The organism is Pseudoxanthomonas sp. GM95 (assembly GCF_900109775.1).
In the GTDB taxonomy this organism is placed as follows: Bacteria; Pseudomonadota; Gammaproteobacteria; order Xanthomonadales; family Xanthomonadaceae; genus Pseudoxanthomonas_A.
This window is the reverse complement of the sequence record NZ_FOAX01000002.1, coordinates 901,241-926,126: the sequence shown is the minus strand read 5'-3', so window position 1 is coordinate 926,126 and position 24,886 is coordinate 901,241. Positions and strand designations below refer to the sequence as shown.

Genomic DNA, 24,886 nt, shown 5'->3' with positions numbered 1-24,886 from the left:
AGGCGCCAGGCTGCATCCGGATCGCCCCTGCCTTCGTAATCGATCCCAGCAAGGGGAGATCGGGGAATCTGGACGTGGCGGTGGTGGTGATTCGTGCGCGTGCGGCGCGCAAGGCAGTAACGGGTGAAGAACTGTTGTCCTGGCTGGAGAACGCCATCGCCGAGCTTTCGGCGCCGCCCTGGCGACCCAGTCAGCGGCCGGCCACGGTGATCGTGATGCACGATGCGCACGGACCGGCGATCACGATTCCCTGCAGCGAACCGATGGCGCTGGCGCGGCTGCTCGATCCGGTCCTGGCCGCGCATGGCCTGCGCCGAACCTTTCCCGATCCGGACGACAGCCCACCCGGCGATGCCTGAAACGCGACGCGACGATGTTCAGTCGCCGCGCCTGCGGAAGGACACATAGGCCAGCAGCGCGGTCAGGATCACCAGCGCGGTCACCACGATGGCAAAGCCGTGCGCGCTCTGGGTCAGCGGCACGCCGCCGACATTCATGCCGAACAGGCCAGCGATCAGGTTGACCGGCAGCGCCAGCACCGTGACCACGGTCAGCACGAACAGGGTGCGGCTGGTGTTCTCGTTGATCAGCGCGGCGAGTTCTTCCTGGATCAGCTTGACCCGTTCGACCAGCGCCGAGGAATCGCCGATCGCCGCGGAGAACTCTTCGGCCGCCTGCTGCAGGTCCAGCACGTCATCGCGGCTGATCCATGCCGGCGGCCGGTTGAGCAGGCGGAACAGCGCGGTCGGTTCCGGCGCCAGCAGGCGCTGCAGGCGCACCAGCGAGCGGCGCAGCGCGCCCAGCTCCTTGCGGTCGGTCGGCACCTGGTTGGCCAGCAGCCGGTCCTCGATCTGGTCCACGCGCACCGTGGACTTGCGCAGGATGTCGCCCAGCACGTTGGCCTGGTCGCGCAGCAGGTGCGCCAGCAGTTCCACCGGCGAACGGAAGGTCTGGCCGCTGCGCACCGCCGCGCGCAGGCGGTCGACCGAGCGCAGTGGCCGCAGGCGCGCGCTCACCACCAGGCGCGGGGCGATGCACAGGCTGGTGGTGCCGACCTCGGACGCATCGAAAGTGGAATCGAACAGCACGTCATGGATCACCGCCACCAGCGCGCCATCGTCCAGCTCCACGCGGGTGGAGCCGACGGCACTGGCCAGCGAATCGTGGAAGGCATCGGGCAGGTCCAGCACCTCGCGCAGATAACGCTTGGAGCCCTGGTTGGCCAGCGAGAAATGCAGCCAGATGAAGTCCTGCCGCCGGCTTGCATCGCCTGAAGCGAGGAAGTCGCGCACCGCCTCGGTGGTGATCGGCTCGGCCGGCGCGTCCGGGGACAGGCGATAGCCCCAGATCAGGCCATCCTCGTTGGAACCGTAGCTGGTATCGACGTGCTGCATGGGCAGATTCAAGGCGGGCGTGCAGCGCGAAGGGTAGCCCAATCCCGTGACGCCCTTGCAGGGACGTCAGCGGCGTTGCGATGTCCGCCGCCACGAGTTGATGCGCATCACGATGAGCGCGCACTGCGGCGTCGGGGACTCGCGTGTGACGCGCTTGTCATGTGGCAAGGCGTGCCGGGCGCGCCATTTTCGGTATTAAAAATGATTCTCGTTTGCTAAGGTGCCCGCGCGCCGCTCCGACCCCCACCGGTGTGCGCTGAAGTCCGTTCAATTCAACGATGTCGTGCATGGAGAGTGCCGCGCTGCTGCGTGGCCGCTGACGGGGAGCGACTGCCCGGAAGGAAGCCCATGCGTCGCGCCACGTTCTGCCTGTTCGCCCTCGTGCCTGCCCCACTCTTCGCGCAGGTCGCGCCCTCCACGCAGGACCTGGACGGCATCCAGGTGCTGGGCAGCGCGCCGTCCTATAGCGCCCCACGCGCCAGCACGGCCACGCGCACCGATGCCGCGGTGCTGGATGTGTCGCAGTCGATCCAGACCGTGACCGCGGCGATGCTGGACGACCAGCGCGTGCGCACGCTCGACGATGCGGTGAGCAACGTCAGCGGCCTCATGCTGGCACCCAGTCGCGCGGGCACGCAGGACGCCTTCATCCGGCGCGGCTTCGGCGACAGCTCGACCGGCTCGATCCTGCGTGATGGCGTGCGTTCGATGCAGAACCGCAACTTCAGCGCCACCACCGAGCAGGTCGAAGTGCTCAAGGGCCCGGCCTCCACGCTGTACGGCATCCAGGAACCCGGCGGCGTGATCAACGTGATCAGCAAGCAACCGCTGGCCCGGCGCCAGACCAGCTTGCAATTGGACACCAGCGATGTGGGTGGTGGCGGCGGCGTGATCGACCATACCGGCTCAATCGGCGAGTCGGGCTTTTCCTATCGCACCATCGCCTCGTACGACGACACGGATTACTGGCGTGCGTTCGGCACCCAGCGGCGTTCGCTGCTGGCGCCGTCGCTGGCCTGGCGCAATGCCGATACCGAGGTGATGCTGGCGCTGGAGCACGGCCGCTACGACACGCCGTTCGACGACGGCACGATCTTCGTCGATGGCAAGCCGCTGGCCATCCCGCGCGAACGCCCGCTGACCGAGCGCTACTCGAAGATGGAAGGGCAGACCGACTACGCCAACCTGCGCGTGCGCCATCGCCTGTCCGATGCGTGGACGCTGCGCGCCACCTATGCCTTCAGCCGCAACCAGTACGACGACGTGCGCGTGCGCGCCGATGGCTACAACGCCGACACCGGCCTGCTGCGCCGGCGCTTCGACGGCCGCCGCGGCGTGGACGATCGCAGCCAGTACGTGGTCGCCGATGCACTCGGCCACCTGGGCCAGGGCTGGCTGCGCCACGAGCTGCTGCTCGGCATCGATCACGAAAGCACCCGCAACCACACCGATGGCGAACTCGCGCGCGTGCGGGTCAACGGCTTCGATGTATGGAATCCGGTCTACGGCGCCGTGCCGGCGCCGACGGCGATCGATCCGGAAACGGTCAACGCCAATGCCGCGCTGACCAGTACCTCGCTGTTCGTGCAGGACGCGATCTCGCTGGGCGAACACTGGATCGTCTCGGGCGCCGCGCGCTACCAGCAGTACAAGCAACGGGAAGGCGTGGGCACCGACTACGCGATCACCCAGGACCTGGACGATCACAAGGTGCTGCCGCGCCTGGGCGTGGTCTACAAGCTCAGCGGCACTGTCTCGCTGTATGCCAACTACGCGACCTCGTTCACGCCCAACCTGGCCAGCGACCCGACCCAGGGCGCGTTCGATCCGGAAGAAGGCGTGGTCCACGAACTCGGCGCCAAGCTCGACCTGGGCAATCGCCTCACCGCGACCGCCGCGCTGTACCAGACCACCAAGCGCAACATCGTGATCAGCCTAGATGACGACACCGCGCGCGCCATCGGCGAGGCCCGCGCGCGCGGCGTCGAGCTGGATGTCGCCGGCCAGCTCACCGACGCACTGCGCGTGGTCGGCGCCTACGCCTACACCGATGCGGAGATCACCGACGACTTGGGCGATACCGTCGGCAACACCCTGCCCAACGTCGCCCGCCACCAGGCCTCGCTGTCGCTGTTCGCCAAGCCCACGTGGCAGACCGGTCCGCTGCGCTGGCAGTTCGGCGCGGGCGTGCGTTATGCCGGCAAGCGCCAGGGCGATGAGGACAACAGCTTCACCCTGCCTTCGTACGTCGTCGCTGATCTCTCCGCCGGCACGCGCTGGGCCTGGGGCGCGCACGATGCGTCGCTGGATGTGGGTCTGCGCAATGTGTTCGATCGCGATTACTACCCATTCGCCGATGGCACCTCGCGTGTGATGATCGGCGAGCCGCGCCGGCTGGAAGCGCGCTTCAAGCTGGCGTTCTGAGCGCGGCGTTGTCGCTGGCCTGATGCGCTTGAATCGGGCAAAGGCACCATGTCGCAAAAACGTCGTTTCATGACGTAATCGATGCGCTCCTCAAACTTGCGCAGGGTGACAATCTTCCCCATCACCCGCAGGCCTGAAGGCTGGAGCTGTCGTCGTGGATCGCAATCGTCTATGGCCGGGGATCTCGGCCGGCATCGCCGCTGGCGCGCTGTGGGGCCTGGTGTTCCTGACTCCGGAACTGGCCGGCGCGTTCACGCCGCTGCAACTGGCCGCCGGCCGCTATGTCGCCTTCGGCGTGATCGCAGCCGTGCTGCTGGCGCCGCGCTGGCCACGCCTGCGCGCGGTCCTGGGCGCGCGCGAATGGCGGGCGCTGCTGGTGCTGGGACTGACCGGCAACATCGTCTACTACGTGCTGCTGGCCAGCGCGGTGCAGCGGGGCGGCATCGCGATGACCTCGCTGGTGATCGGCTTCCTGCCCGTGGTGATCACGGTGTGCGGCAGCCGTGACGCCGGTGCACTGCCACTGCGCAAGCTAACCTGGCCACTGCTGCTGGGCATCGCCGGCATCGCTTGCGTGGGTTGGGACACGCTGGCCAGCGCCCGCCACGGCCGGCCGTCGTCCGCCCTGGGCTTTGCCTGTGCGCTGGGCGCGCTGGGCAGCTGGACGCTGTATGCGCTGATCAACAGCCGCTGGCTCGCCCGCCTGCCGCAGGTGTCCGAACACGACTGGAACCTGCTGACCGGCGTGGTCACCGGCACGCTGTCATTGCTGCTGGTGGTGCCGGCGTTTTTCGGCCAGCAAGCCGGCACGCACGAGGCGCCGGCGTGGCTGCTGTTCGCCGCGGTGTCATGCGGCATCGCGCTGCTGTCCTCGGTCCTGGGCAACGCGTTCTGGAACCGCGCCAGCCGCCTGCTACCGCTGACCCTGGTCGGCTCGATGATCCTGTTCGAAACCCTGTTTGCCCTGCTCTACGCCTTCCTCTGGGAATGGCGCGGGCCGACCGGCACCGAGTCCACGGCAATGCTGCTGATCGGCAGCGCCGTGCTGGCCTCGGTCTGGGTGCATCGCCATCCGGCCGTGCCGGTTGGGATCGACGCCGATGGTCAGCCGCAGCCGGCGCGCCCATGATGGCGCGATGCGCGCCACGTCCTCACACCACTCGGTGAAGCTGCGGGTTGGCATCGTGCTGATGCCAAACTTCACCCTGACCGCCTTCGCCGGATTCATCGATGCACTGCGCCTGGCCGCCGACGAAGGCGACCGCAGCCGCCAGCTCCAGTGCCAGTGGGACGTGATGGCCGCCAGCGGTGGCGAGGCGATCACTTCCAGTTGCGGCATCCGGGTCGGCACGCGCAGCGACTTCGCCTCCGCCGAGCGCTACGACTACGTGGTGGTGGTTGGCGGCGTGCTGCATGGCGGCCAGCGGCTGTCCGCGCAGGCCAGCCGCTTTCTCAAGGACGCCGCGGCGCGGCAGGTGAAGCTGGTCGGGCTGTGCACCGGCTCGTTCGTGCTGGCGCGGCTGGGCCTGCTGCGCGGCCATCTGGCCTGCGTCAGCTGGTTCCATCGCGATGAATTCCAAGCCGCGTTCCCCGAGCAGCCCGTGGTCTCCAGCCAGATGTTCGTGGTTGATCGCGACCGCCTGACCTGCGCCGGCGGCACCAGCGTCGTGCACCTGGCCGCGCACATGATCGAGCAGGCGCTGGGCCGCGCATTGGCCGTCAAGGCACTACGCATCCTGATCGAGGAACAGCCGCTACCGTCCAAGGCGCTGCAGCCCGAGGCGGTCGTCTCGGTCCACGCCCGCGACGTGCTGGTGCACAAGGCGATGCTGTTGCTGGAACAGCAGCTGCAGCGGCCCGTCGCCATCGGCGAGGCCTGCGCCTCGCTGGGCATCGGCCAGCGCCAGCTGGAGCGACGCTTCCGCCAGGACATCGGCCTGACCCCGGCGCAATACCGGCAGACGCTGCGGCTGGAACGGGCGCGCTGGCTGCTGCAGCACTCGGCGCTGGACCTGCAGGCGATCGCGCTGGAATGCGGCTTCAGCAGCCGCGCCCATCTGGCCCGGCTGGTGCAGCGCGAACTCGGCCAGCGCCCGCGTGCGCTGCGCGCCGCCGCGCTGCCCTGACCCGGAAACTCAGAGTTCCAGTTCGCCGCGCAGCCCTTCGCTGAGCAAGTAGTCGTCCTGGTCCAGGTACCAGTGTTCGGGGCCCGACGCGGTCGCAACCAGGTACAGGCCATTGCCGTCCTGCTTGGGCGGGCGCTCCACGCTCACGATCGACACACCCTGCTCCGCCGTGCCAAGCGACAGCAGCACGCGCATCACCGTGCTGGCCAGCTCGGCCGAGGACATCTGCTCGTCGACCGGCCGGAAGGCCAGGCGATAGGTGAAGCGGGGACGCGGTGCAGGCATGGTGGATCGGTCAGCGTGGGGGCGTGCAAGGGTACAGAAGCGGCTTCGGCCTGGCATCGCTGTTGCGCCCCTCGGCGGCCCGCTGCGTTCACGGCCATGACGGCATTGCCCGGCTACCCTGCTCCGCGATTGCCGGGGAACGCCAACATGCAGGACACATCGCCGGGCGCGCTCGCGCCAGCCGCACCCAGCTTGGATGCGCTGCGCCCCAACGGCGCGCTGTACCAGGCCGACGCGACGCCGGCCGACCAGCGCCGTGCGCCGGACGATCCCGAACTGCGCCAGCTCCTGGGCCTGGACGGCCACGACACCGCGGACTGGTGGCGGGCGGTGCGCCCCGATGACCTGGCCGGCGCCCGCAGCGAATACGCGCAACTGGTGGCCGACGGGACGCCGATGGACAGCGAATACCGGATCCGCCTGCCCGATGGCGGCGAGCGCTGGCTGCGCGATCGCGCTCGCGTCTGCACGCGCGACGCGCAGGGCAAGCCCAGTGCGCTGCTGGGCGTGATCGACGATGTCACCCATCGCAACACGCTGCGCCAGCGTGCGCAGGAGGCCGCCAACAAGTATCGGCTGCTGTTCGACAGCATCAACTCGGGCTTCTGCGTGATCGAGCTGTTGTTCGACGCCGACGGCCAGGCCAGCGACTACCGCTTCCTGGAGATCAACACCGCCTTCGCGCAGGTCACCGGCATCCACGATGGCATCGGACGGCGGATGCGCGAGATCGCGCCGGACCACGAGCAGCACTGGTTCGATACTTACGGCCGGATCGCGCGCACGCGCGTGGCCGAGCGTTTCGAGAATGGCGCGGCCGAGCTGGGCTTCTACTACGACGTCTACGCCTTCCCGCTGGGCGATGCAGCGCTGAACCAGGTCGGCATCCTGTTCACCGACATCACCCAGCGCAAGCTGGCCGAGGACGCGTTGCGCGCCGATGGCCGGCGCAAGACCGAGTTCATCGCCATGCTCGCGCATGAACTCCGCAACCCGCTGGCGACCATCACCAGCGGCATGCAGGCCATCAAACTGGGCAGCCACGGCATGGCCATGCATCCAGCCACGCCGATGATGGAGCGCCAGATCGGCCAGATGACCCAGCTGCTGGACGACCTGCTGGACCTCAATCGCATCAACCTGGGCAAGGTGACGCTGCGCCCGGAGCGGACCAACCTGGCCCAGCTGGTGGCGCAGGCGGCCGAGGCCTTCCAGCCCTATTACCTGGAACAACGCCTGACGTTGGCCTGCGTGACGCCCGCCCACGCGGTGTGGGCGCAGGTCGATGCCGTGCGCATCACCCAGGCGCTGGGCAACCTGCTCAGCAACGCCGCCAAGTTCAGCGATGCCGATGGCCACGTGCGGCTGGAACTTCACCAGGATGGCGACCAGGCCAGCATCAGCGTGCGCGACGAAGGCATCGGCATCGAGCCGGCGCAGCTGGATCACATCTTCGAACTGTTCGCCCAGGTGGACAGCGATCGCCACGCCTCTTTCGGCGGGCTCGGCGTGGGTGTGGCACTGGCACGTGAACTGGTGGACCTGCATGGCGGCCAGATCGGCGCTGACAGCGCCGGCATCGGCCAGGGCAGCACGTTCAGCATCACCCTGCCAATCGAACACCACGCAGCGCCTGCGCCTGCGAGCAAATCCGCAGGCGATATGCCGCAGGCCGCGACGACCGGGCACAGCATCCTGGTCATCGACGACAACGTGGATGCGGCCGATTCGATCTCGATGGTGCTGGAGCTGCTGGGCCATCGGATCAACACGCGCTACAGCGGCCCCGATGGCCTGCAGGCCGTCCACGACGACCGGCCCGACGTGGTCTTCAGCGACATCGGCATGCCAGGCATGGACGGGCACGAAGTCTGCCGCCAGCTGCGCGCTCTGCCCGGTGGCGAGGCGATCCGCATCATCGCGTTGACCGGCTGGGGCGCTCAGGAGGATCGCGAACAGACTGCCGAAGCCGGCTTCGATTTCCACCTGGTCAAGCCGGTCACCACGGCCAAGCTGCGCGAAGCGCTGGCCGCGGTTTTCAGCTGAAGGCGCGCCGGCTCAGGCCGGCAGCGGATCGCCCGCCGCGTCGTCGTTGCGCCCACCAACGAAGGCCAGCAGCGCCTCCATCGGCATCGGCTTGGCGTAAAGCCAGCCCTGCGCGAACTGCACGCCACGCTCAGCAAGGATGTCGTGCTGCTCCTGCGTTTCCACGCCCTCGGCCACCATCTGCAGGCGCAGGGTCTTGGCCATCTCCACGATGTGGAAGGCCACCCGGCTGCCCGGCGTGTCGCGGCCAAGCGCATCGATGAAGGACTTGTCGATCTTCAGGTAATCCAGGTCGTAGGTCGCCAGGTAGGACAGGCTGGAATTGCCCGTGCCGAAATCGTCGATGGCAACCTTGAAGCCCTTCGCGCGCATCGACATCAGCACGCCTTGCGCCTTATCCGGCGCGATCAGGCCGCGCTCGGTCGCCTCGATCACGATGTTGTGCGATGCCCCACCGGTGGCCGCCACCAGCGCCCGCAGGCGCGCCTCGGTCTGGTCCGAGTGCAGGTCATCGGCGGAGAAATTGATCGCGATGTGGATCTCGGGATGGCGCTGGATCAGCGCCTTCGATTCCTCGGCCACCATGTCCATCACCTGCGCGGTGACGTGCTGGATCAGGCCGTGCTTTTCCGCCTCGGGAATAAACACCGCCGGGCCGATCGGCTTACCGGACGGCCGCTTCCAGCGGATCAGCGCCTCGGCGCCGACGCAGCGACGGGTGCGCAGCTCGATCACCGGCTGGTACAACAGGAAGAACTCGCGTCGCCGCAGCGCGCGGCGCAGATGCGCCTTGAGCGAAACATGATGACGCGCCGCCCACGCCACCAGGCCGGCCAGCACACCGCCGAGGATCAGGCCCACCGGCACGAAGCGCAGCGCCGCACTCCGCACCAGCGCATCGACGCCGGTCAGCGGCATCGCCGCGATGACTTCGGTATCCAAGTTGTCGGCCGGATGGATCGTCACGAAGTAAGCGTCATCGCTGAAGGTCCGTACCTTGCCGGAGTAGCCGGCCAACCATTCGCGCCGATACACGCCACGCGAACGGACCAGCACGCCGTTGCGATCCAGGTGGACCAGCGACACGGATGGATCAGGCAAGGTATCCAGCACCAGGCTCGGCGAGATCAGCGCGGCATGGCCGTTGCGGCTGTTGATGTTGAAGCGCGCGCCAGGCATTCCCGGCAGCTCCTGCGCGCTCCAGGAAAAGATCCCCGACAGCGTCACCCGATGCGGCGGGCCGAGTTCCAGCGGCGCGGCCAGCTGCACGAAGGTCGTGCACAGCAGCTTGCCGTCGCGGAGATAGCCCAGGCCCTGCAGGTAGTTGAGGTCGGCGACGACCTCGCGCATGCGCTGCAGCGAAGCGTCGGTGCAGGCTTCTGCGATCGGAATGCGCTCCATCGCGGCGATGGCGGTATCGATCTGCAGGCGGGTGATCTTGGAGCGGCGCAGCACGTCGGTGCTGAGTTCATCCAGGCGGGTCTGCGCCTGGCTAAGGCCTTCGTGCCGGGACAACACGATGGACAGCGCCACGGGCAGCATGAATGCCATGCATCCCAGGGCAAAAAATCCCAAGACGACCCGCTTCCTGTCCATCCCTGCCCTCCCCCCGGAACGCCTTTGCGCGGAGTGTACTTCCGGCGCGCAATGGCGTGCGATGCGCGCGTGGCTGGTTCATGCGGTGCACCTGGCGATTGCTGACCAAGGTCACGAATCGCGCCCGCGCGACACGGCAATTTCAGCGACCGCTGCAGGCCTCACGCGTCGTCGTCATCCGCGTCTTCCTCGGCATCGGCGTTTTCCTCGCGCTGCTGCAGCTCTTCCTCCACCACTGCTTCGGCAAGTGCAAAGACCGCGTCGGCATCGGACGCGGTCAGTTCACCTTCGCTGTAGAGGATGGGCGTCTGCTCGCCGATCTGGATCGTCTTGGCGAAGACCTCGCCGCCCTCGCCGCTCCAGATCTCAACGCGGAACTCGGTGTCCTCATGGCGGCCTGTGCGCCAGTGCTTCTTGAACTCGGCCATGCGGGGAACCCTCGGTTGCAGGCGACGTGCCGCGACCGACGTTCGCACAGGCGGCAGTCAAGGCGGGGTGACGCGTGGTGACCTGCAAACACACGCGTCAGCACTGGGCGCCCCTGCTATTTGCGCACGTAGCGCAGGTGCGTGGCGGCCGGACCGGCCAGGACGCTGTCGATTCGGAACTGTGGCCCCGGCATCTGCAGCCGTTCGAACAGCCGTCGGCCATTGCCGAACAGCACCGGCGCCAGCGCAATCTCCAGCTCGTCGACCACGCCAAGATTCAGGTATTGCTGGATCACGTCCGCACCGCCGGAGATGCGGATATCGCGCGCGCCGGCCGCGGCCCGCGCCAGTTCCAATGCGCGCTCGGGGCCGTCGTTGATGAAGTGGAACGTGGTGCCGCCCGGCCGCGCCCACGGCGCGCGCGTTTCCCGGGTGAGCACGTAGACCGGCGTGTGGAATGGCGCCTCCTCCGGCCAGGAAATCTCGCCCTGCTCGAACATCCGCTTGCCCATGATGTTGGCGCCGGTGCGCTCCATCGTGTGGCGCACCAGATCGTTGACCGCGCCGGTTTCGCCGCCCGGCCCGAAGCCGAGCTTGTCGCGGAAAACCTGCTGGCTGATCAGCCAGGACATCAGCGCGCCCCACTTCGGCGCCCAGCGCTCGGGCGTGTGCCAGTGTTCGAGCGTCATGTCCTCCGGCGCCATATAGCCGTCGAGACTGAGTGCGATGTTGACGAAAACCTTGCTCATGTCGTGCCGCTCGCGGGTCGTGGTGCCGGCATCATTGCACCGAAGCCGAGGTTGCGCGCGCGTCGATCATTTCGCCGGCAGCCGGATCCGTCCGGCGCGGATATCGCACTTGCCAAGCGCATTGGCCGTGCCCGCCAGCATCAGCAGATCGCCGCCGTCGGAAGCCAGCAGCGGCGAGCTGTAGCCGGGGCATGCGATCTCGTCCCTGCTGTAGCCGCCGGTGGGCGCGATCAGGAACGGCGCGTCGATCATCGTCCACGGCCCCTTGCCTAGCGTACGGTTGATCATCAACGTGCGGCCGGAAGCAGGCTCGATGGTCACCGCACCTTCCGGTCCGGACACCACGCGCTGTCCAGAGGCGACCAAGGTGCCGTCCCTGCCGCCGTATGGCGTCCATGCGATGCCCGGCGTGTGCAGCAGGCGCTTGCCGTCGGCGGTGGCGATCGGCGTCCCCAGGTCGGCCATCGGCGACCAGTCCTGGCCGTCGGGCGAGGTCTTCAGGTAGACCGTGCAGACGTGGTTCGAATCCTGGTTGGCCTTGCAGTTTTCGAACGTCATCGCATAGCGCCCATCGGGCAGCCGGATCACGGTCGGCATGCCCGGCCGCGCAACGCCATCGCGGATGCCGATGTCGTTGATCTGTGGACCCCAGGTCGCGCCGCCATCGGTGCTGCGCACGTGCGCGATCACCTGACCCATGCCCTCGGCCGAGGTGCGCTCATCGGAGAAGAAACAGTTGAGGCTGCCATCGGCGGTGATGGCGAAGTACGGCTCCCAGATGCCATGGCCTTCATTGTTGACCTGCAGCGCCTCGGACGCACAGCTGCTGCGATAGCTCCAGTTGCGCCCGCCATCGCGGCTGATGAAGACTTCCATCGCCTGCTGGCGGAAGTCCCGACGATTCCAGGCCGTGCCCGAAGCGAACAAGGTACCTGCGGGCAGCTCGCCCTGCGCGACCGGCAGCTCGAACAAGGCCGGCGCTTCGATATCCCAGCCGTGCACGGTGTCGCGCACCACCCCGATGGGCGCCGATGACCAGGTCTTGCCGTCATCGCTCGAGCGATAGATCGGCAGGCTGCCCTTCTCGCCCGGCACGCCGTTGTGGGCGAACGTCGCCAGCAGCGTGCCGTTGTCCGCACCTGCATGCTGCAGCCGGATCACGCGCGGGTAGCCGGCTTCTTCCTGCGGGTGTGTGGTGCCGGCGGCGAACAGCAGCGTGCCCGCGGGCGGATCGCTGGCAGCCGTGGCCACGCCGGCCATCGAAAGCGTGGCCGCGAGGATCGCGGTGGCAGGTGTGCGGAGCATTGGCGAATCCTCGTCGTGGCAATGGGGAGAACGAAACGTTTGGCGACGCGCACGGCTGCCGCTGCAGCGCCGATCGGCAACGCAGGACGTCATGGCGTGGAATGCCCGGCGCTGCCGATGCAGGCCGGGACGCGGGCTATTCGCGGTTCTGGGTCTGGATGCCGAACTTGTCCACCAGTGCGTCGTACTGCTGGCGGGTGATGGTCAGCATCGTGCCGTGGCGGACCTTCGGCGGCAGGCTGTATTTGTCCCAGTCGTCGCGGAAGGTATAGCCGGAGATCTGATACCACGGGCCGGCGAGTTTGCTGGACACCGACAGGCCATACGACACGCCCGGATACTGCTCGTAATACAGGTACCAGGCCTTGCCGTCGGGCGACGGGATCAGCATCGGCGCCTCGCGGAAGTTGGGGCTGATCGGCGCGCTCAGGTGTTCGTAGGGACCCAGCAGATTGTCGGAACTGGCGATGCGGATCGTCTTGCCCGTGGTCCACTGCAGGGTCGGATAGGTCTCGTCCTTGAGGACCGCCCAGTACTTGCCTTCCTCGTGCCGCAGGAACAGGTCGATCGTGCCCATCTCTTCCTTGAGCAGGCGCTTGGGCGGCGCGGAGAACGTCTTGAGGTCCTTGGACGTCACGTACAGCGTGCGCTGGCTGGCCCAGTAGCGCTCGCCGTCTTCCGGCGTGCCTTCCAGATGCGGCGTATGCCAGGTCATCACGAACTGCTGCGAGGCCTTGTCGAAGAACAGCTTGGGCGCGCCGATCCGCTGCAGTGCCTGCGAATAGCCAGGCGTGGCCTTCAGGTCCGGTGTGTAGGTACTGAAGCGCGTCCAGGTGATCAGGTCACGCGAGGACCACAGGTTGATCACCGGCGAGGCATCGCTCTGGTTACCCGCGATGTAATAGGTGCCATCCGGCCCCTGTGCGATGTCCGGATGGCCGCGGTAATCGTCGGTGATGCGCTTACCGTCGTTGAGCCGATACCAGTGCAGGCCGTCCAGGCTGGCGCTGTAGTACATGCGCCCGTAGTCGGCATCGGTCATGTGCACGAACAGATACGCCGCGTTGACCGGCGTCGCGCCCGGCGCGACCTGTCCCGGCGGATCGGGCTGCTTGGACGTCGCGCTGACCGTCAACAACAGGCCTGCACCGAGCAGGAAGCTTCGTAGGACGTTCATGCGACGGCACCTGGCGGAATCCCTTCGAGGCCGCGAGCCTAGCCGGGTTTTATTTGTAATACAAATAACCCAATCCCCGGCAAGGAGGCCGTGATCACGGACGCCATGCAGCGCGCGTGGCGAACTTGCTCCAGCGCATCGCCTACCGACAGCGGCGCTCGCTGAGCGTCCACGACACGCCGCGCGAATCACCGATGCACATCGACCACATGCCGCGCGCTGCACGCCGTCGACACACAAGGACACATGCCGCTCGCCACCAAGCTGCGACGCATCGCGAAGCAGCATCATCCGGAACGTTCGCTTCCAACACTTGCATCGACAACACATCGCGTTGCCGTCTTCCTGTCATGCGCGACATCTAATCTCCCGCATCTAAATCGTTTTAGACCTCGGACGGGATCCAACGACATGTCGCAGCACACGCAGTTCCAGCAGGACACGAAGGCTTGTTTCAAGGAAGGCCACACGCCGTTGAACCGGGAGCTCGGGCGTCGCAAGGAACCCGTCCTCGGCGCGCTCACGTTCGCGTTGTTGATGGCCATGGGCCAGGCCAGCGCCACGCCGATGGATCCGCCGGTCGCTTCAACAGCAGCCACCGACACCATCGCCGCGTCAGACGATCTCGCCGCCGATGCCAACGGCGACAAGCGCGCCACCACGCTGGATGCGGTGTCGGTCAAGGCCGCCTCGCAGGCGACCAAGAACGCGGTCGAGAGCAAGCGCACCTCCGCGGTGACGGTGGACTCGCTGGACGACAACAGCATCCAGGTCCACAGCCAGGAAGACTCCATCGCGCAGAAGCTGCTGGCCGCGCCGGGCGTGAGCCTGATGCGCGACGAGGATCAACCGCGCTACATCAGCGCGCGCGGCATCGAGCCCAACCTCAACAGCACCACGCTGGATGGCATATCGATGGCTTCGGTGGGCGATGAAGGCGGCGGCGAGCGCAAGATCAATCTGCAGCTGATTCCCAACGACCTGGCCGACCGCGTCGACCTGTACAAGACGTTTTCGGCCGAACAGAACCCGGACAGCATCGGCGCCGGCATCAGCCTGATCAGCGGCAGCGCCTTCGATCATCCGAAGAACTCGCTGCATGTCGATGCCAGCGCCAACTACCACGACCTGAGCAACGACGACGGCGCCAATTCGCTGCCTAAGACCACCTCGCGCTGGGGCAACGGGCTCAACGCCAAGTATTCGACGACCTTCGGCAGCAACAACCAGTTCGGCCTGACGGTGTCGGCGCGCCGGCAGGAATTCCAGACCTCGCAGAACAAGCTCTTCCAGAGCTCGCAGTATTTCTACGACACCGACGGCAACTACATCTCCGGGCCGAACGTGGCCGGCTGGAACGGCCTGGTCGCGCCGAACAACTTTGCCTATTACGCCGACAACCGCTGGATCAAGAGCTACGGTGGCTCGGCCAAGCTGGAGTGGTGGCCGACCGACAGCCCGTTCCGCGCTTCGCTGATGGTCTACGGCTACGGCATGACCGAGCGCCGCACCGAGAACGGCTACGAGTTCACCTCCGAGAAGTCGATCCACGACCAGACCGCGACCTCGGGCACCTACGACATCGCCACGCTCAATGTGATCTACCAGAACAACGTGTGGGCGCGGAACAACCGCGGCGCGCTGGCCGGACTGGAATGGTCCGAAGGCAACCAGTGGCTGGCGCTGCGCGCCGGCTACACCCGCGATCGCGTCAACAAGACCAGCAAGAGCGTGCGCCTGACCGCAGATCCCGGCGACGGCCAGCAGCTGGACTATGCCTCTTCCGGCGTGGGCGAGATCTACAACATCCAGTCGATCGCCAACCCGGACATCCTCTACGGATCCACCTATAACCTGGCCAGCGCTTCGATCACCCAGACCTACGCCACGGCCGAAGTCGGCGACGTGCGCCTGGACTACACCTTCAACACCGGCGCCGATGCACGAGGCTTCGGCCTGGCCGCCGGCGCCGAGTACAAACGCCTGGAAGTGGACACCGACTACAGCACCACCACCAACACCGCCGGTGGCGACTACAGCGGTTATCTGTACGACCCGGGCTGGACCTATCCCAAGTCGGCGTATTCGCTGCCGTTCTTCAACTACGACCAGTTCGCCGCCAACGGCGCATGGTCATCGCTGGGCGTGAACACCACCTCGTCGCTATATTCCAGCCAGGCCTCGGATTTCGAGTACATCGAGCGGGTCAAGAACGCCTACCTGTCGCTGCACTACGCCACCGATTCACTTGAAGCAGTGCTGGGCGTGCGCTACGACGACGTGGACTACACCGCGCATACCCCGGCCATCACCAGCGGCGTGGTTACCGGCCTGACCACCAACAATGGCGGCTACGACAACCCGCTGCCGTCGCTCAACATCGTCAACCACCTCACCGACGACATCAACCTGCGCTTCAGCGCCAGCCAGACCGTGGGCCGGCCGATCCCGTCCAACATCGCCCAGGCCGAAGTGGTGAGCTGCGATTCGGACAGCGGCGATTGCTCGATCTCGCGCGGCAACCCCAACCTCAAGCCCGAGCGCTCGACCAACCTGGATCTCTCGGCGGAGCAATACTTCAACGATGGCAACGGCTATGTTTCGCTGGCCTGGTTCCACAAGAAGATCAAGGACAACATCGCCAGCATCAGCAGCGAATCCATCGACGCCAACGGCCAGGTGACCACCATCACCACGCCGCAGAACCTGGACGACTCCAAGGTGCAGGGCGTGGAGTTCTCGCTGGTCAACCGCAACCTGCAGGTCGGCAACCAGCGCTTCGATGCGATGTTCAACGCCACCCACATGGACGGCGAGATGACCTACGTCGGCTCGACCGGCACGCGCGTGATCCACCAGCTCTCCACCCAGCCAAAGAACATCGCCAACCTGGGTCTGACCTGGCACGTGCCGTGGCGCGACACGCGCCTGACCGTCACCGAGAACTACACCGGCAAGCACATCTTCACCATCGGCGCGAACAGCTGGGGCGACCGTGGCTTCCGCTCGCGCTACACCACCGACGTTAACCTCACCACGCGCCTGGACCCGCGCTGGTCGGTGTCGCTGAGCGCGGCCAACCTGTTCGGTGAAGACCAGTACCAGACCGTCGGCGATGATTACCAGACCATGCGCAACCTCAACAACTACGGCGCCACCTACGCGCTGCACGTGAGTTACGACCTCGACTGATGGCCGGCCTCTCGACCGCCACGCCGATACGGAGAATGGAATGAACCTGCTTGCTGCATCCCGGCGCGTGCTGGCCTGCGCCTTCCTGCTGGCCGCCAGCGCGACCCTCCCTGCGGAACCGGCCGCCACGCGCGAGGGCCTGCGCGTGATGAGCTTCAACATCCGCTACGCCGCGCCGCAGGATGGCGCCAACCTGTGGGCGCACCGCCGCGACCTGTGGGCCAAGACCGTGCTGGCGCGCCATCCGGACATCATCGGCACCCAGGAACTGCTGCTGTCGCAGGCGGCCGATATCCAGCAGCGCCTGCCGGGCTATGCGTGGTTCGGCAAGGGGCGCAACGGCAACGAACTCGACAAGGACGGCAACGAACACATGGGCGTGTTCTACGACACCAAGCGCCTGAAGCTGATCGAGCATGGCGACTTCTGGTATTCGGAAACACCGGACGTGCCGGGCAGCCCCAACTTCGACCAGTCGCTGCCGCGCATGGCGACCTGGGCGCAGTTCGAAGAGCGCAGCAGCGGCAAGCGGTTCTACTTCTTCGACACGCATTTCCCGCATCGCGATGAAGCCGAAGCCGTGCGCGAGCGCTGCGCGAGGATCCTGCTGGAACGGATCGCCCGCCTGCCCAAGGACGTGCCGGTGGTGGTGACCGGCGACTTCAACAGCAGCCCGGACACCGCGGCCCATCGGCTGCTGACCACGCAGCTGCACGACGCCTGGGAGTCGGCCAGTGAACGCGTCGGCCCCGAGAAGACCGTGCACGCCTTCACCGGCGTGCCGACCCAACGCATCGACTGGATCCTGTCGCGCGGTTTCAGGACCGGCCGCGTGGAGACCGCCGACGATCATCAGGGCGAAGTGTTTCCGTCCGACCACTATCCGGTGATCGCCGACCTGCATTGGTGAGGTGGCCGACGCCGCGCGCTCGCGTTCCTTCTGGAGTTCCTGCATGAAACCTTCCATCCTTGCCTGCGCGCTCTGTGTCGCCGCGGCGCTTCCGTTCAATGCGTGGGCGTGGGGCCATCGCGCCCATGCGGCCATCGACCAGGCCGCGCTGCTGGCCTTGCCGGCCGATGGCCCGGTGTTCCTGAAGCAATACGCGGCCGTGATCGGCGATGGCGCCACCATTCCCGATGATTGGCGCAACGAGAGCGAGCCTTTCCTGAAGATCGAGGAAGACCCCAATCACGGCTGGTTCCGCGAGCAGTTCGCCTTCATGCAGCAGCCGCCGCGCTCGCGCTACGCCTTCGTCATCGCGCTGTATGAGGAGCAGCAGCGCATCGCCAGGACCGACCCGGAACTGGCCCAACGCATGAACGTGCGGTGGACCGGCACGCTGCCCTACGCGGCGACCGAAGGCTACGAGCGCCTGGTGGTCACCATGCGCCAGATCCGCAAGCGTCAGGCGCAGGGCCAGGACACCCGTGAGCTGGAGCGCACCTGCGCGTTCTACGTGAGCTGGTTCGGCCACTACATCGGCGATGGCGCGCAGCCCATGCACGACAGCATCCAGCACGACGGCTGGGTGGGCGCCAATCCGCATGGCTACACGCTGGATCACGGTGTGCATGGCAAGTTCGAATCGACCTTCGTCGACACCATGCAGCTGGCGCCGCAGGACCTGGTGCCGCGCCTGCCCGCGCCTGCGCACCAGCAGGGCGATGTGTTCGACCTGATCCTGGCGTACCTGGCCACCGGCACCTCGCGCGTGGAGGCGGTCTACCAGCTGGAGAAGGATGGCGCGTTCACCGGCGCCGGCACGCAGGCCGGACGCGAGATGGTCTATCGCACCACCGGCGATGGCGCGGCGATGCTGCGTGACCTGGTCTACCGCGCGTGGAAGGAAAGCGCGCTGACCGCAGCCAAATCCGGCAGGCCGCCGACCATGGACCCCACCCATCCGCAGTACGACCCGGTCACCGGCAGTGCGCCGGCCGCGCTGTCACCGGTGTTGCCGCAGGGCTGAAGCAACGCCACGCGCTGCGGCGCTGCGGCGGATCAAGCGGCGCCCGGATCGACCGACGCGCACTCCATGCCGGTCGGCATCGGCACGAAGCCCAGCCCGGCATAGAACGGCTCCTTGCCGGGCATCGACTTCAGCATGAAATTCGGCGTGGCGGCGCGTTCGCGGATTAGCCGCATCAGCGCGCCACCGATGCCCTGCCCTTGCGCGTGCGGGTCGACCGCGACATCGAAGATCGCCGTCCACGCCACACGATCGCTCAAGGCACGCCCCGCGCCGACCAGACGCCCCTGGTCATGCGCGAACGCCACGAGCTGGCTGCCGCGGAACGTGGCTTCGATCAATGCCGGCGTGCGCTGGCCCAGGCCGGCGCGATTGAACAACGCTGCAAGCGCGTTCCAGTCGATGCCGTCCAGGCGGTCGGTGTAAACGATGGCCATGCCGGTCAGCCCGCCAACAGCGTGGCGATGCGCGCGCGGTCGGCTTCGGTTGCCGGCGTGTAGACGATCATGCCCAGGTCGGGCTGGCCATCGACGACGAAGTGCGAATAGTCCATCGCGATGGCACCCACGCCGGGCCGGTTGATGTGCTTGGTGCCTTCGCCGTGGCTGCGCACGTCGTGCTCGTTCCACATCGCGGCGAACTCGGGACTGCGCGCGCTCAGCTCGGCCGCCAGCGCTTCGGCCTGCTTGGCCACGCGCGCACCGGCCCGCGTGCTGTCGCTGCGGAACGCCGCCACGGCAAAGCGCGCATCGCGCTCCCAGTTGGGCATGCCGCGGCGCGTGTGCGGCGCGCAGAAGATCACTTTGAGGATGTTGCGCTCGGCCGGCGGCACCAGGCCGTAATCGGTCAGCAGCACGGTCGAAGCGTGGTTCCAGGCGATCACGTCCCAGGTCGCGTTCTTCACCAGCGCCGGGCTGTCCACCAGCGCGTCCATCACCCGCTGCAGACGCGGGCTCACGGCCTGGCTGGGCTGCAGATCCATCACCGGCGGCCGGTGCTGGGCCAGCAGGAACAGATGCTCGCGTTCGTCCTGGCTCAGCGCCAGCGCACCGGCGATGCGCTCCAGCACCTCGGTCGAAGGCGCACCGCCGCGGCCCTGCTCCAGCCACGTGTACCAGGTGGCGCTGACGTTGGCGCGCTGGGCCACTTCCTCGCGGCGCAGGCCCGGCGTCCGCCGCCGCGTGGCCGAGAAGCCGAACGCCGCCGGATCCAGCCGCGCGCGCCGATCGCGCAGGTACACACCAAGAAGATTGGGATCAGGAGCGCTCATGCTTTGCCTGCTGGTGGTGATGTCAATGCGACGGCTGCAGCCGACCTGTCCGCGATGATCGCGCAAGGGCGGCAACGTGGAATCAACAGGGTGATTTTCGCGCGAATGGGTGGCGTTCGCCCAGCGTCGGACACGCCGCTGCGCCCCCCATGCGATCCTGCCCGCAACGCGCGCCGTCGGCGAGCGACCACTTCCCCCAAGCCTGTCTTCACCATGACCCAATCCCTGCCCTCGGTGCTGTTCGTCTGCACCGGCAACATCTGTCGCTCGCCCACCGCCCATGCCTTGCTGCTGCACAAGGCCGCGGCGCTGGGGCTGGTGGTGCACACCGACAGCGCGGCGGTGACCGAAGAGGAAATCGGCAACCCGCCCGATCGGCGGGCGCTGCAGGAGCTGCGCCGGCGCGGCGTGCCGATGCCGGCCCATCGCGCGCGCCAGGTGCAGGCGCGCGACTTTACGCAGTTCGACCTGGTGCTGGGCATGACCGCCGCGCACGTGCGGGCACTGCAGCGGATGGCGCCGGCGCATGCCACCGCCCGCATCGACCTGCTCATGCGCTACGCCGAGGACGAAAATCCCATCGACGTGCCGGACCCGTGGTACGGCGGCCCGCAGGATTTCATCGAGGCCTTCGACATGATCGAAGCCGGCGTGGAGGGCGTGTTGGCGCGCCGGGGCCGGCTGCCGCGCTGAACGCGGTGGCCTGGTCCGACAACGGCCGGGCTGTCGATCCGGTCATCGTCATCTGCCCTCCATGCGCGTCTCCAACGATCTTCGTGAGGCGCCGCCGCTTTCGTGACACACCGCCTTGACGCTGCCGAAGCCAGCATGGGACCGTTCGGCGCGTCCCGTCAGGATCGGCCGCATGCCGCCCGCCCATCAGGAAGAGACGATGTCCAAGGATTCTGGCCTCCCTTCAACGCGTGTCGCCCAGCCCGTTTGCGCGCTCACAACGCGCGTATGGCGGGTCGCGCTGCTCGCATCGCTGCTGCCGCTGGCCGCCTGCAAGCCCGAGACCGCTCCTGCTACACAGAACGCCGCGCCCGCAGCCTCGCTCGCACCGGCGACGCCACCCGCACAAGCTGTGCCCGCGCCCGCCGTGCTGTCCACGCTGAAGGCCGGCATGTCCCATGACGAACTGCAGGCCACCCTGGTCGCCGACGGCTGGCTGCCGCTGGAAGACCGCCAGGCCTGCGTCGCAAGCCTGGGCGATGCGATGGCCAATGCCTGCCGCAACCTGCCCGAGCTGCACAGCTGCGATGCCGGCAAGTCCACCTGCCAGATCCAGCTGGCCAAGCCCGGCCAGCCGCAGGCCTTGAACCTGGAGCTGTCCGACACCCAGAGCCCCGGCGCGGTGCAGCTGGGCACGCTGGTCGCCTTCAATGCCGTGCCTTTGCCGGATGCCGTTGCAGCGGCCGCACCGGCGGCCTGCCCCGCCACCGATTTCAACGCCTTCCTGCAGGCCTTCGCCGCGGCCAGCCCGGCCCAGCGCGCCGCATGGAGCGCACCGCTGCTGCAGGTCACGCGCGTGGTGGAAGACGAGGAATCCGACGAATCCCCGCGCCAGGTGCTGGTGCCGCAGGCGCGCTACAGCGGCTTCGCGCTGGGCTATGCCGATGGCAAGTTCCAGCTGGTCGACAGCGCCGGCACGAATCAGGGCCCGATCGAGCCGGTCATCGCCACGCAAGGCAGCGATGCCATGCAAGTGTCGTTTCCGGAGAACGTCGAAGCCATCCATTACCTGTTCCGCAAGGACGCAAGCTGCTGGCGTTTCATCGGCAGCCCGGAGCAGACCGCACCGTAAACCCGCAACACCCATCGACTTAAGGAGGAGCAGCGCATGCCCAGCGATCGCATCCACATCGTGGAACCGTACGGAAACGGCAACAGCAATCGGGAACTCCGCCACGGCCAGACCGGCGAGCAGGCCTTCCACGACCTCAAGATCCACCACCCCAACACCAACGCCAACGCGGTGCGTACCGGCAATGCCGCCGCAGTGGATCGCGCGGCGGGCTTCGTCGAGGGTGAGCTGGAGGCGATCCGCACGCGCGGCGACCGCAACGGGATTCCGCTGGTCAGCAAGGACCTGATCCTGTCCAACGACGCGGGCAGCCGCAACCTGATGATCCCCAACCCGGTCGCCGGCTACGCGGAATTCCGCAACGACGGCACCAACACCATCAGCCTGTGGAGCGCGCCCAAGGGCGATCCCAACCGCGAGCTGGTTGGCCAGGTGCTGCATGGCGCCAAGGGCACTTCGCCGTACAAGGACGGCGATTTCATTCCGTATGGCGCGCCGCTGATCCGCCAATCCGACGCCGGCAGCCGCGGCGCGGTGCACGCGCATATCGAACTGGAACCGGCGCAGTACAAGCGCTATCTGGGCGACATTCTCAACGACCGCATCACTCTCAACCACACGCCAACGCAGACCGGCGCCGATGCGCGCACCGCCTCGGCCAGGCCGGCGGCATCGGCCGACCCGATGGCCGACGGCGTGCTCAAGCACGGCGAGAAAGGCGAGCCGGTCAAGACCCTGCAGGAGAAGCTTTCCGCGCTGGGCTACACCGGCGCCGATGGCAAGCCGCTGGCGCCGGACCGCGATTTCGGCGACAACACGCTGCACGCGGTACAACAGTTCCAGCGCGACCACGCATTGAAGGTGGACGGCAAGGCCGGGCCGAAGACATTTGAAGCGCTCGACGCCGCCACGCGCGAGCACGCGGCGCCCAAGCCCAGCGCCGCGACAGCCGAGCCCGCGTTGGCGCCCAAGGCCGGCACCCTCGCCGACCCGGCCCATCCCGACCACGCGCTTTACGGCCAGGCGCTGGACAAGCTCAAGGAACTGGACAGCGGCCGGCGCCAGGCCGGACAGCCGCCGCTGTTCGCCGATGAAAAGGCGCTGTCCAACGCCGCGGGCCAGCTCGCCTTCGAGAGCAAGGTCGGCGGCATGAAGCAGATCGACAGCGTCGCCGCGCGTGCCGATGGCGCCGGAATCTTTGCGATGGAAGGCAAGCAAGGCGATCCGGCCGCCCATCGCGTCTACGTCGATCGTGCCCAGGCCGCCGGCCAGAGCGTGGAAACCAGCACCCAGCAGCTGGCCAGCTTCAACCAGCAGTTCCCGCAGGAGCCGGCGCAAACCCAGACGCAGGCACAGGCCGTCGCGCGCTGACATCGACCGATGAAAGACATTCAGAACAAATTCAACGCCCCGCGCTACAGGAACGCCACCATCGTGTTCCTGGGCTCGCTGCTGTCATCGCTCACGATCGGCTTTCATGGCACCCGCATGGGCGGGCTTTCCGGACAGCTGGTGTGCATGGAACGCTTCCTGGGCCTGATCAGCGTCGTCACCGTGCCGATGGCGTGGCGCTGGGTGTATCTGCGCCAGACGCGTTGACCCTTCGCCTTGGCGAATTCCCGGTGGGTGTGCGGCGTGCCCTCCTTGGCGTGCCGCGCAGTGAAGCCGCTGGCGCCTGATCGGTGTACACCGCGATCTGCATGCGATGCGCGGCCAGCAACGCTGGTTGAGTCCCGCTTCGCCCGTCGCAACACGGGCACTTGCTATGGTCGGGCTTCCCCTTCCCGCAGGAGCCCGCCATGACCCGCCTGACCGCCAAGGATTTCGCCCCCGAGCTGCTGGAGCTGTACGACGGTTACGTGCACGGCAAGATCAGCCGGCGGCAGTTCCTGGATGGCGCGGCGGCGTTCGCGGTGGCCGGGCTGTCGGCCACGGCGATCCTGGCATCGCTGAGCCCCAACTACGCAATGGCCACGCAGGTGGAGTTCACCGATCCGGACATCGTGGCCGAGTACATCACCTATCCCGCGCCCAAGGGCCACGGCCAGGTGCGCGGCTATCTGGTGCGCCCGGTCAAGGCCACCGGTCCACTGCCTGCGGTGGTGGTGGTACACGAAAACCGCGGGCTCAATCCCTACATCGAAGACGTCGCCCGGCGCGTGGCCAAAGCCGGCTACATCGCGCTGGCGCCGGATGGACTGAGTTCGGTCGGCGGCTATCCGGGCAACGACGACAAGGGCCGCGAGCTGCAGGCCAAGGTCGATCCGGAAAAGCTGATGAACGATTTCTTCGCCGCCATCGAGTTCCTGCTGGCCGATGCGCGCACGACCAAGAAGATCGGCATCACCGGCTTCTGCTACGGCGGCGGCGTGGCCAATGCCGCGGCGGTGGCGTATCCGGAACTGGCCGCGGCGGTGCCGTTCTACGGGCGCCAGCCGCGCGCGGAGGAAGTGCCGGCGATCAAGGCGCCGCTGTTGATCCACTACGCGGAAAAGGATGAACGCATCGACGCCGGCTGGCCGGCCTACGAGGCCGCACTGAAGGCCAACAAGAAGGTCTACGAGGCCCATATCTACCCCGGCACCAACCACGGCTTCCACAACGATTCGACGCCGCGCTACGACGAGGCCGCCGCCAAGCTGGCCTGGGAGCGCACGCTGGCCTGGTTCGGGAAGTACCTGGCCTGAGCGGATGGCGCCGGCCGGCGGACCCGGCGCGCCACCTGGCCGGCCGATGTGCAGGGTTTTCACACCTGCGACACCGCGACGTTGTATAGATGCAGGGCACCCGCACGAGACGCCCATGACGACACTGCGCAGCACCAAGGCCATGCCCCCCGACTCGCTGTTCAAGCGCCCCCGCGAAGACAAGCGCACCGCTCACGAAGTGCTACAGGACAAGCTGGACGCGTTCGAACGCGCCGGCGGCCAAATCGAAAAACTCGGGACCACGTTCCCACGCAAGAGCGGCTGATTTTTCCCAACGCCATGACCGCCAGGCCTGCCCCTCCGGCGCAGGCCTGGTGTGATGCGCCCTGCCCCTGAGCAGGCCATCGTCCCGATCCGACGCGCGCCGGATCAATGGCCCGGTGCGGCTATCCAGCGGCCTGTCCAGCGCCCT

The 24,886-nt window shown here is 67.3% G+C and carries 23 protein-coding genes; 14 read left to right on the top strand and 9 right to left on the bottom strand.

What is annotated here, in order from left to right; translation table 11 throughout:
• Positions 1 to 74 precede the first annotated feature (74 nt).
• On the top strand, positions 75 to 359 hold the full coding sequence (locus BMZ17_RS12130) for a hypothetical protein (protein WP_093138824.1): 285 nt from the start codon (positions 75 to 77) through the stop codon (positions 357 to 359).
• Between the two features lie 18 nt (positions 360 to 377).
• Here the strand turns inward: BMZ17_RS12130 and BMZ17_RS12125 are convergent, their stop codons facing one another.
• On the bottom strand, positions 378 to 1,394 hold the full coding sequence (locus BMZ17_RS12125; RefSeq protein WP_093138823.1) for a transporter: 1,017 nt from the start codon (positions 1,392 to 1,394) through the stop codon (positions 378 to 380).
• A 348-nt stretch (positions 1,395 to 1,742) separates the two neighbouring features.
• Here BMZ17_RS12125 and BMZ17_RS12120 point away from each other — a divergent pair, with 348 nt between their 5' ends.
• The 3 genes from BMZ17_RS12120 to BMZ17_RS12110 all read left to right on the top strand — a co-directional run bounded on the left by BMZ17_RS12120 (position 1,743) and on the right by BMZ17_RS12110 (position 5,944).
• The gene (locus tag BMZ17_RS12120; protein WP_093138822.1) at positions 1,743 to 3,818 is read left to right on the top strand and encodes a TonB-dependent siderophore receptor; all 2,076 of its coding nucleotides are present in this window, start codon (positions 1,743 to 1,745) and stop codon (positions 3,816 to 3,818) included.
• 154 nt (positions 3,819 to 3,972) lie between these two features.
• Positions 3,973 to 4,947, top strand: a complete 975-nt coding sequence (locus tag BMZ17_RS12115) for a DMT family transporter (RefSeq protein WP_093138821.1) — start codon at positions 3,973 to 3,975, stop codon at positions 4,945 to 4,947.
• A 7-nt stretch (positions 4,948 to 4,954) separates the two neighbouring features.
• Entirely contained in the window at positions 4,955 to 5,944 is a 990-nt protein-coding gene (locus BMZ17_RS12110) for a GlxA family transcriptional regulator (protein ID WP_175485571.1), read from the top strand.
• A gap of 9 nt (positions 5,945 to 5,953) precedes the next feature.
• On the opposite strand, the gene BMZ17_RS12105 is transcribed toward BMZ17_RS12110, so the two are convergent.
• Positions 5,954 to 6,229 carry a hypothetical protein gene (locus BMZ17_RS12105; RefSeq protein ID WP_093138819.1) on the bottom strand — a complete coding sequence of 92 codons (276 nt, stop codon included), beginning with the start codon at positions 6,227 to 6,229 and terminating at the stop codon, positions 5,954 to 5,956.
• A 147-nt stretch (positions 6,230 to 6,376) separates the two neighbouring features.
• Between BMZ17_RS12105 and BMZ17_RS12100 the strand changes: the two genes are divergently transcribed.
• A complete protein-coding gene (locus BMZ17_RS12100; RefSeq protein WP_175485570.1) occupies positions 6,377 to 8,275 on the top strand; it encodes a hybrid sensor histidine kinase/response regulator in 1,899 nt (632 codons plus the stop codon).
• A gap of 12 nt (positions 8,276 to 8,287) precedes the next feature.
• Here BMZ17_RS12100 and BMZ17_RS12095 read toward each other — a convergent pair whose 3' ends face one another.
• From BMZ17_RS12095 to BMZ17_RS12075, 5 genes are all read right to left on the bottom strand, one after another.
• Positions 8,288 to 9,826 carry an EAL domain-containing protein gene (locus BMZ17_RS12095; protein WP_217645791.1) on the bottom strand — a complete coding sequence of 513 codons (1,539 nt, stop codon included), beginning with the start codon at positions 9,824 to 9,826 and terminating at the stop codon, positions 8,288 to 8,290.
• Positions 9,827 to 10,032: 206 nt separating this feature from the next.
• Positions 10,033 to 10,299 (bottom strand): hypothetical protein, encoded by a 267-nt coding sequence (locus tag BMZ17_RS12090; RefSeq protein WP_093138816.1) that lies wholly within the window; start codon positions 10,297 to 10,299, stop codon positions 10,033 to 10,035.
• Positions 10,300 to 10,415: 116 nt separating this feature from the next.
• A complete protein-coding gene (locus BMZ17_RS12085) occupies positions 10,416 to 11,048 on the bottom strand; it encodes a dihydrofolate reductase family protein (protein WP_093138815.1) in 633 nt (210 codons plus the stop codon).
• A gap of 66 nt (positions 11,049 to 11,114) precedes the next feature.
• A complete protein-coding gene (locus BMZ17_RS12080) occupies positions 11,115 to 12,353 on the bottom strand; it encodes a sialidase family protein (protein WP_175485568.1) in 1,239 nt (412 codons plus the stop codon).
• Positions 12,354 to 12,489: 136 nt separating this feature from the next.
• Positions 12,490 to 13,530, bottom strand: a complete 1,041-nt coding sequence (locus tag BMZ17_RS12075; RefSeq protein WP_093138813.1) for a glycoside hydrolase family 43 protein — start codon at positions 13,528 to 13,530, stop codon at positions 12,490 to 12,492.
• A gap of 411 nt (positions 13,531 to 13,941) precedes the next feature.
• On the opposite strand from BMZ17_RS12075, the gene BMZ17_RS12070 reads away from it, so the two are divergent.
• The 3 genes from BMZ17_RS12070 to BMZ17_RS12060 are packed head-to-tail and all read left to right on the top strand — an operon-like array spanning position 13,942 to position 18,692.
• On the top strand, positions 13,942 to 16,722 hold the full coding sequence (locus tag BMZ17_RS12070; protein ID WP_175485567.1) for a TonB-dependent receptor: 2,781 nt from the start codon (positions 13,942 to 13,944) through the stop codon (positions 16,720 to 16,722).
• A gap of 40 nt (positions 16,723 to 16,762) precedes the next feature.
• A complete protein-coding gene (locus BMZ17_RS12065; protein ID WP_093138811.1) occupies positions 16,763 to 17,632 on the top strand; it encodes an endonuclease/exonuclease/phosphatase family protein in 870 nt (289 codons plus the stop codon).
• 43 nt (positions 17,633 to 17,675) lie between these two features.
• On the top strand, positions 17,676 to 18,692 hold the full coding sequence (locus BMZ17_RS12060) for a phospholipase C/P1 nuclease family protein (RefSeq protein ID WP_093139694.1): 1,017 nt from the start codon (positions 17,676 to 17,678) through the stop codon (positions 18,690 to 18,692).
• Positions 18,693 to 18,724: 32 nt separating this feature from the next.
• On the opposite strand, the gene BMZ17_RS12055 is transcribed toward BMZ17_RS12060, so the two are convergent.
• Together BMZ17_RS12055 and BMZ17_RS12050 are read right to left on the bottom strand one after the other, a co-directional pair.
• Positions 18,725 to 19,129, bottom strand: a complete 405-nt coding sequence (locus BMZ17_RS12055) for a GNAT family N-acetyltransferase (protein ID WP_093138810.1) — start codon at positions 19,127 to 19,129, stop codon at positions 18,725 to 18,727.
• Between the two features lie 5 nt (positions 19,130 to 19,134).
• Positions 19,135 to 19,962, bottom strand: a complete 828-nt coding sequence (locus BMZ17_RS12050) for a helix-turn-helix transcriptional regulator (protein ID WP_093138809.1) — start codon at positions 19,960 to 19,962, stop codon at positions 19,135 to 19,137.
• A 213-nt stretch (positions 19,963 to 20,175) separates the two neighbouring features.
• On the opposite strand from BMZ17_RS12050, the gene BMZ17_RS12045 reads away from it, so the two are divergent.
• The 6 genes from BMZ17_RS12045 to BMZ17_RS21155 all read left to right on the top strand — a co-directional run bounded on the left by BMZ17_RS12045 (position 20,176) and on the right by BMZ17_RS21155 (position 24,739).
• Positions 20,176 to 20,655, top strand: a complete 480-nt coding sequence (locus BMZ17_RS12045) for a low molecular weight protein-tyrosine-phosphatase (protein ID WP_093138808.1) — start codon at positions 20,176 to 20,178, stop codon at positions 20,653 to 20,655.
• Between the two features lie 199 nt (positions 20,656 to 20,854).
• Positions 20,855 to 21,766 carry a hypothetical protein gene (locus tag BMZ17_RS12040; RefSeq protein WP_139202906.1) on the top strand — a complete coding sequence of 304 codons (912 nt, stop codon included), beginning with the start codon at positions 20,855 to 20,857 and terminating at the stop codon, positions 21,764 to 21,766.
• Positions 21,767 to 21,802: 36 nt separating this feature from the next.
• Complete coding sequence (locus BMZ17_RS12035; RefSeq protein WP_093138806.1) at positions 21,803 to 23,137, top strand: peptidoglycan-binding domain-containing protein; 1,335 nt, start codon at positions 21,803 to 21,805, stop codon at positions 23,135 to 23,137.
• Between the two features lie 9 nt (positions 23,138 to 23,146).
• Positions 23,147 to 23,365, top strand: a complete 219-nt coding sequence (locus BMZ17_RS12030; RefSeq protein WP_093138805.1) for a hypothetical protein — start codon at positions 23,147 to 23,149, stop codon at positions 23,363 to 23,365.
• 200 nt (positions 23,366 to 23,565) lie between these two features.
• Positions 23,566 to 24,453 (top strand): YghX family hydrolase, encoded by an 888-nt coding sequence (gene yghX / locus BMZ17_RS12025; protein ID WP_093138804.1) that lies wholly within the window; start codon positions 23,566 to 23,568, stop codon positions 24,451 to 24,453.
• 115 nt (positions 24,454 to 24,568) lie between these two features.
• On the top strand, positions 24,569 to 24,739 hold the full coding sequence (locus BMZ17_RS21155; protein WP_175485566.1) for a hypothetical protein: 171 nt from the start codon (positions 24,569 to 24,571) through the stop codon (positions 24,737 to 24,739).
• Positions 24,740 to 24,886: the final 147 nt, after the last annotated feature.

Coding starts and splice junctions, on each gene's coding strand:
- BMZ17_RS12075 (WP_093138813.1), bottom strand. CDS start 13,530: ATGAACGTCCTACGAAGCTTCCTGCTCGGTGCAGGCCTGTTGTTGACG.
- BMZ17_RS12105 (WP_093138819.1), bottom strand. CDS start 6,229: ATGCCTGCACCGCGTCCCCGCTTCACCTATCGCCTGGCCTTCCGGCCG.
- BMZ17_RS12070 (WP_175485567.1), top strand. CDS start 13,942: ATGTCGCAGCACACGCAGTTCCAGCAGGACACGAAGGCTTGTTTCAAG.
- BMZ17_RS12030 (WP_093138805.1), top strand. CDS start 23,147: ATGAAAGACATTCAGAACAAATTCAACGCCCCGCGCTACAGGAACGCC.
- BMZ17_RS12060 (WP_093139694.1), top strand. CDS start 17,676: ATGAAACCTTCCATCCTTGCCTGCGCGCTCTGTGTCGCCGCGGCGCTT.
- BMZ17_RS12095 (WP_217645791.1), bottom strand. CDS start 9,826: ATGGCATTCATGCTGCCCGTGGCGCTGTCCATCGTGTTGTCCCGGCAC.
- BMZ17_RS12065 (WP_093138811.1), top strand. CDS start 16,763: ATGAACCTGCTTGCTGCATCCCGGCGCGTGCTGGCCTGCGCCTTCCTG.
- BMZ17_RS21155 (WP_175485566.1), top strand. CDS start 24,569: ATGACGACACTGCGCAGCACCAAGGCCATGCCCCCCGACTCGCTGTTC.
- BMZ17_RS12080 (WP_175485568.1), bottom strand. CDS start 12,353: ATGCTCCGCACACCTGCCACCGCGATCCTCGCGGCCACGCTTTCGATG.
- yghX (WP_093138804.1), top strand. CDS start 23,566: ATGACCCGCCTGACCGCCAAGGATTTCGCCCCCGAGCTGCTGGAGCTG.
- BMZ17_RS12040 (WP_139202906.1), top strand. CDS start 20,855: ATGTCCAAGGATTCTGGCCTCCCTTCAACGCGTGTCGCCCAGCCCGTT.
- BMZ17_RS12050 (WP_093138809.1), bottom strand. CDS start 19,962: ATGAGCGCTCCTGATCCCAATCTTCTTGGTGTGTACCTGCGCGATCGG.
- BMZ17_RS12045 (WP_093138808.1), top strand. CDS start 20,176: ATGACCCAATCCCTGCCCTCGGTGCTGTTCGTCTGCACCGGCAACATC.
- BMZ17_RS12090 (WP_093138816.1), bottom strand. CDS start 10,299: ATGGCCGAGTTCAAGAAGCACTGGCGCACAGGCCGCCATGAGGACACC.
- BMZ17_RS12100 (WP_175485570.1), top strand. CDS start 6,377: ATGCAGGACACATCGCCGGGCGCGCTCGCGCCAGCCGCACCCAGCTTG.
- BMZ17_RS12110 (WP_175485571.1), top strand. CDS start 4,955: ATGCGCGCCACGTCCTCACACCACTCGGTGAAGCTGCGGGTTGGCATC.
- BMZ17_RS12125 (WP_093138823.1), bottom strand. CDS start 1,394: ATGCAGCACGTCGATACCAGCTACGGTTCCAACGAGGATGGCCTGATC.
- BMZ17_RS12120 (WP_093138822.1), top strand. CDS start 1,743: ATGCGTCGCGCCACGTTCTGCCTGTTCGCCCTCGTGCCTGCCCCACTC.
- BMZ17_RS12085 (WP_093138815.1), bottom strand. CDS start 11,048: ATGAGCAAGGTTTTCGTCAACATCGCACTCAGTCTCGACGGCTATATG.
- BMZ17_RS12055 (WP_093138810.1), bottom strand. CDS start 19,129: ATGGCCATCGTTTACACCGACCGCCTGGACGGCATCGACTGGAACGCG.
- BMZ17_RS12035 (WP_093138806.1), top strand. CDS start 21,803: ATGCCCAGCGATCGCATCCACATCGTGGAACCGTACGGAAACGGCAAC.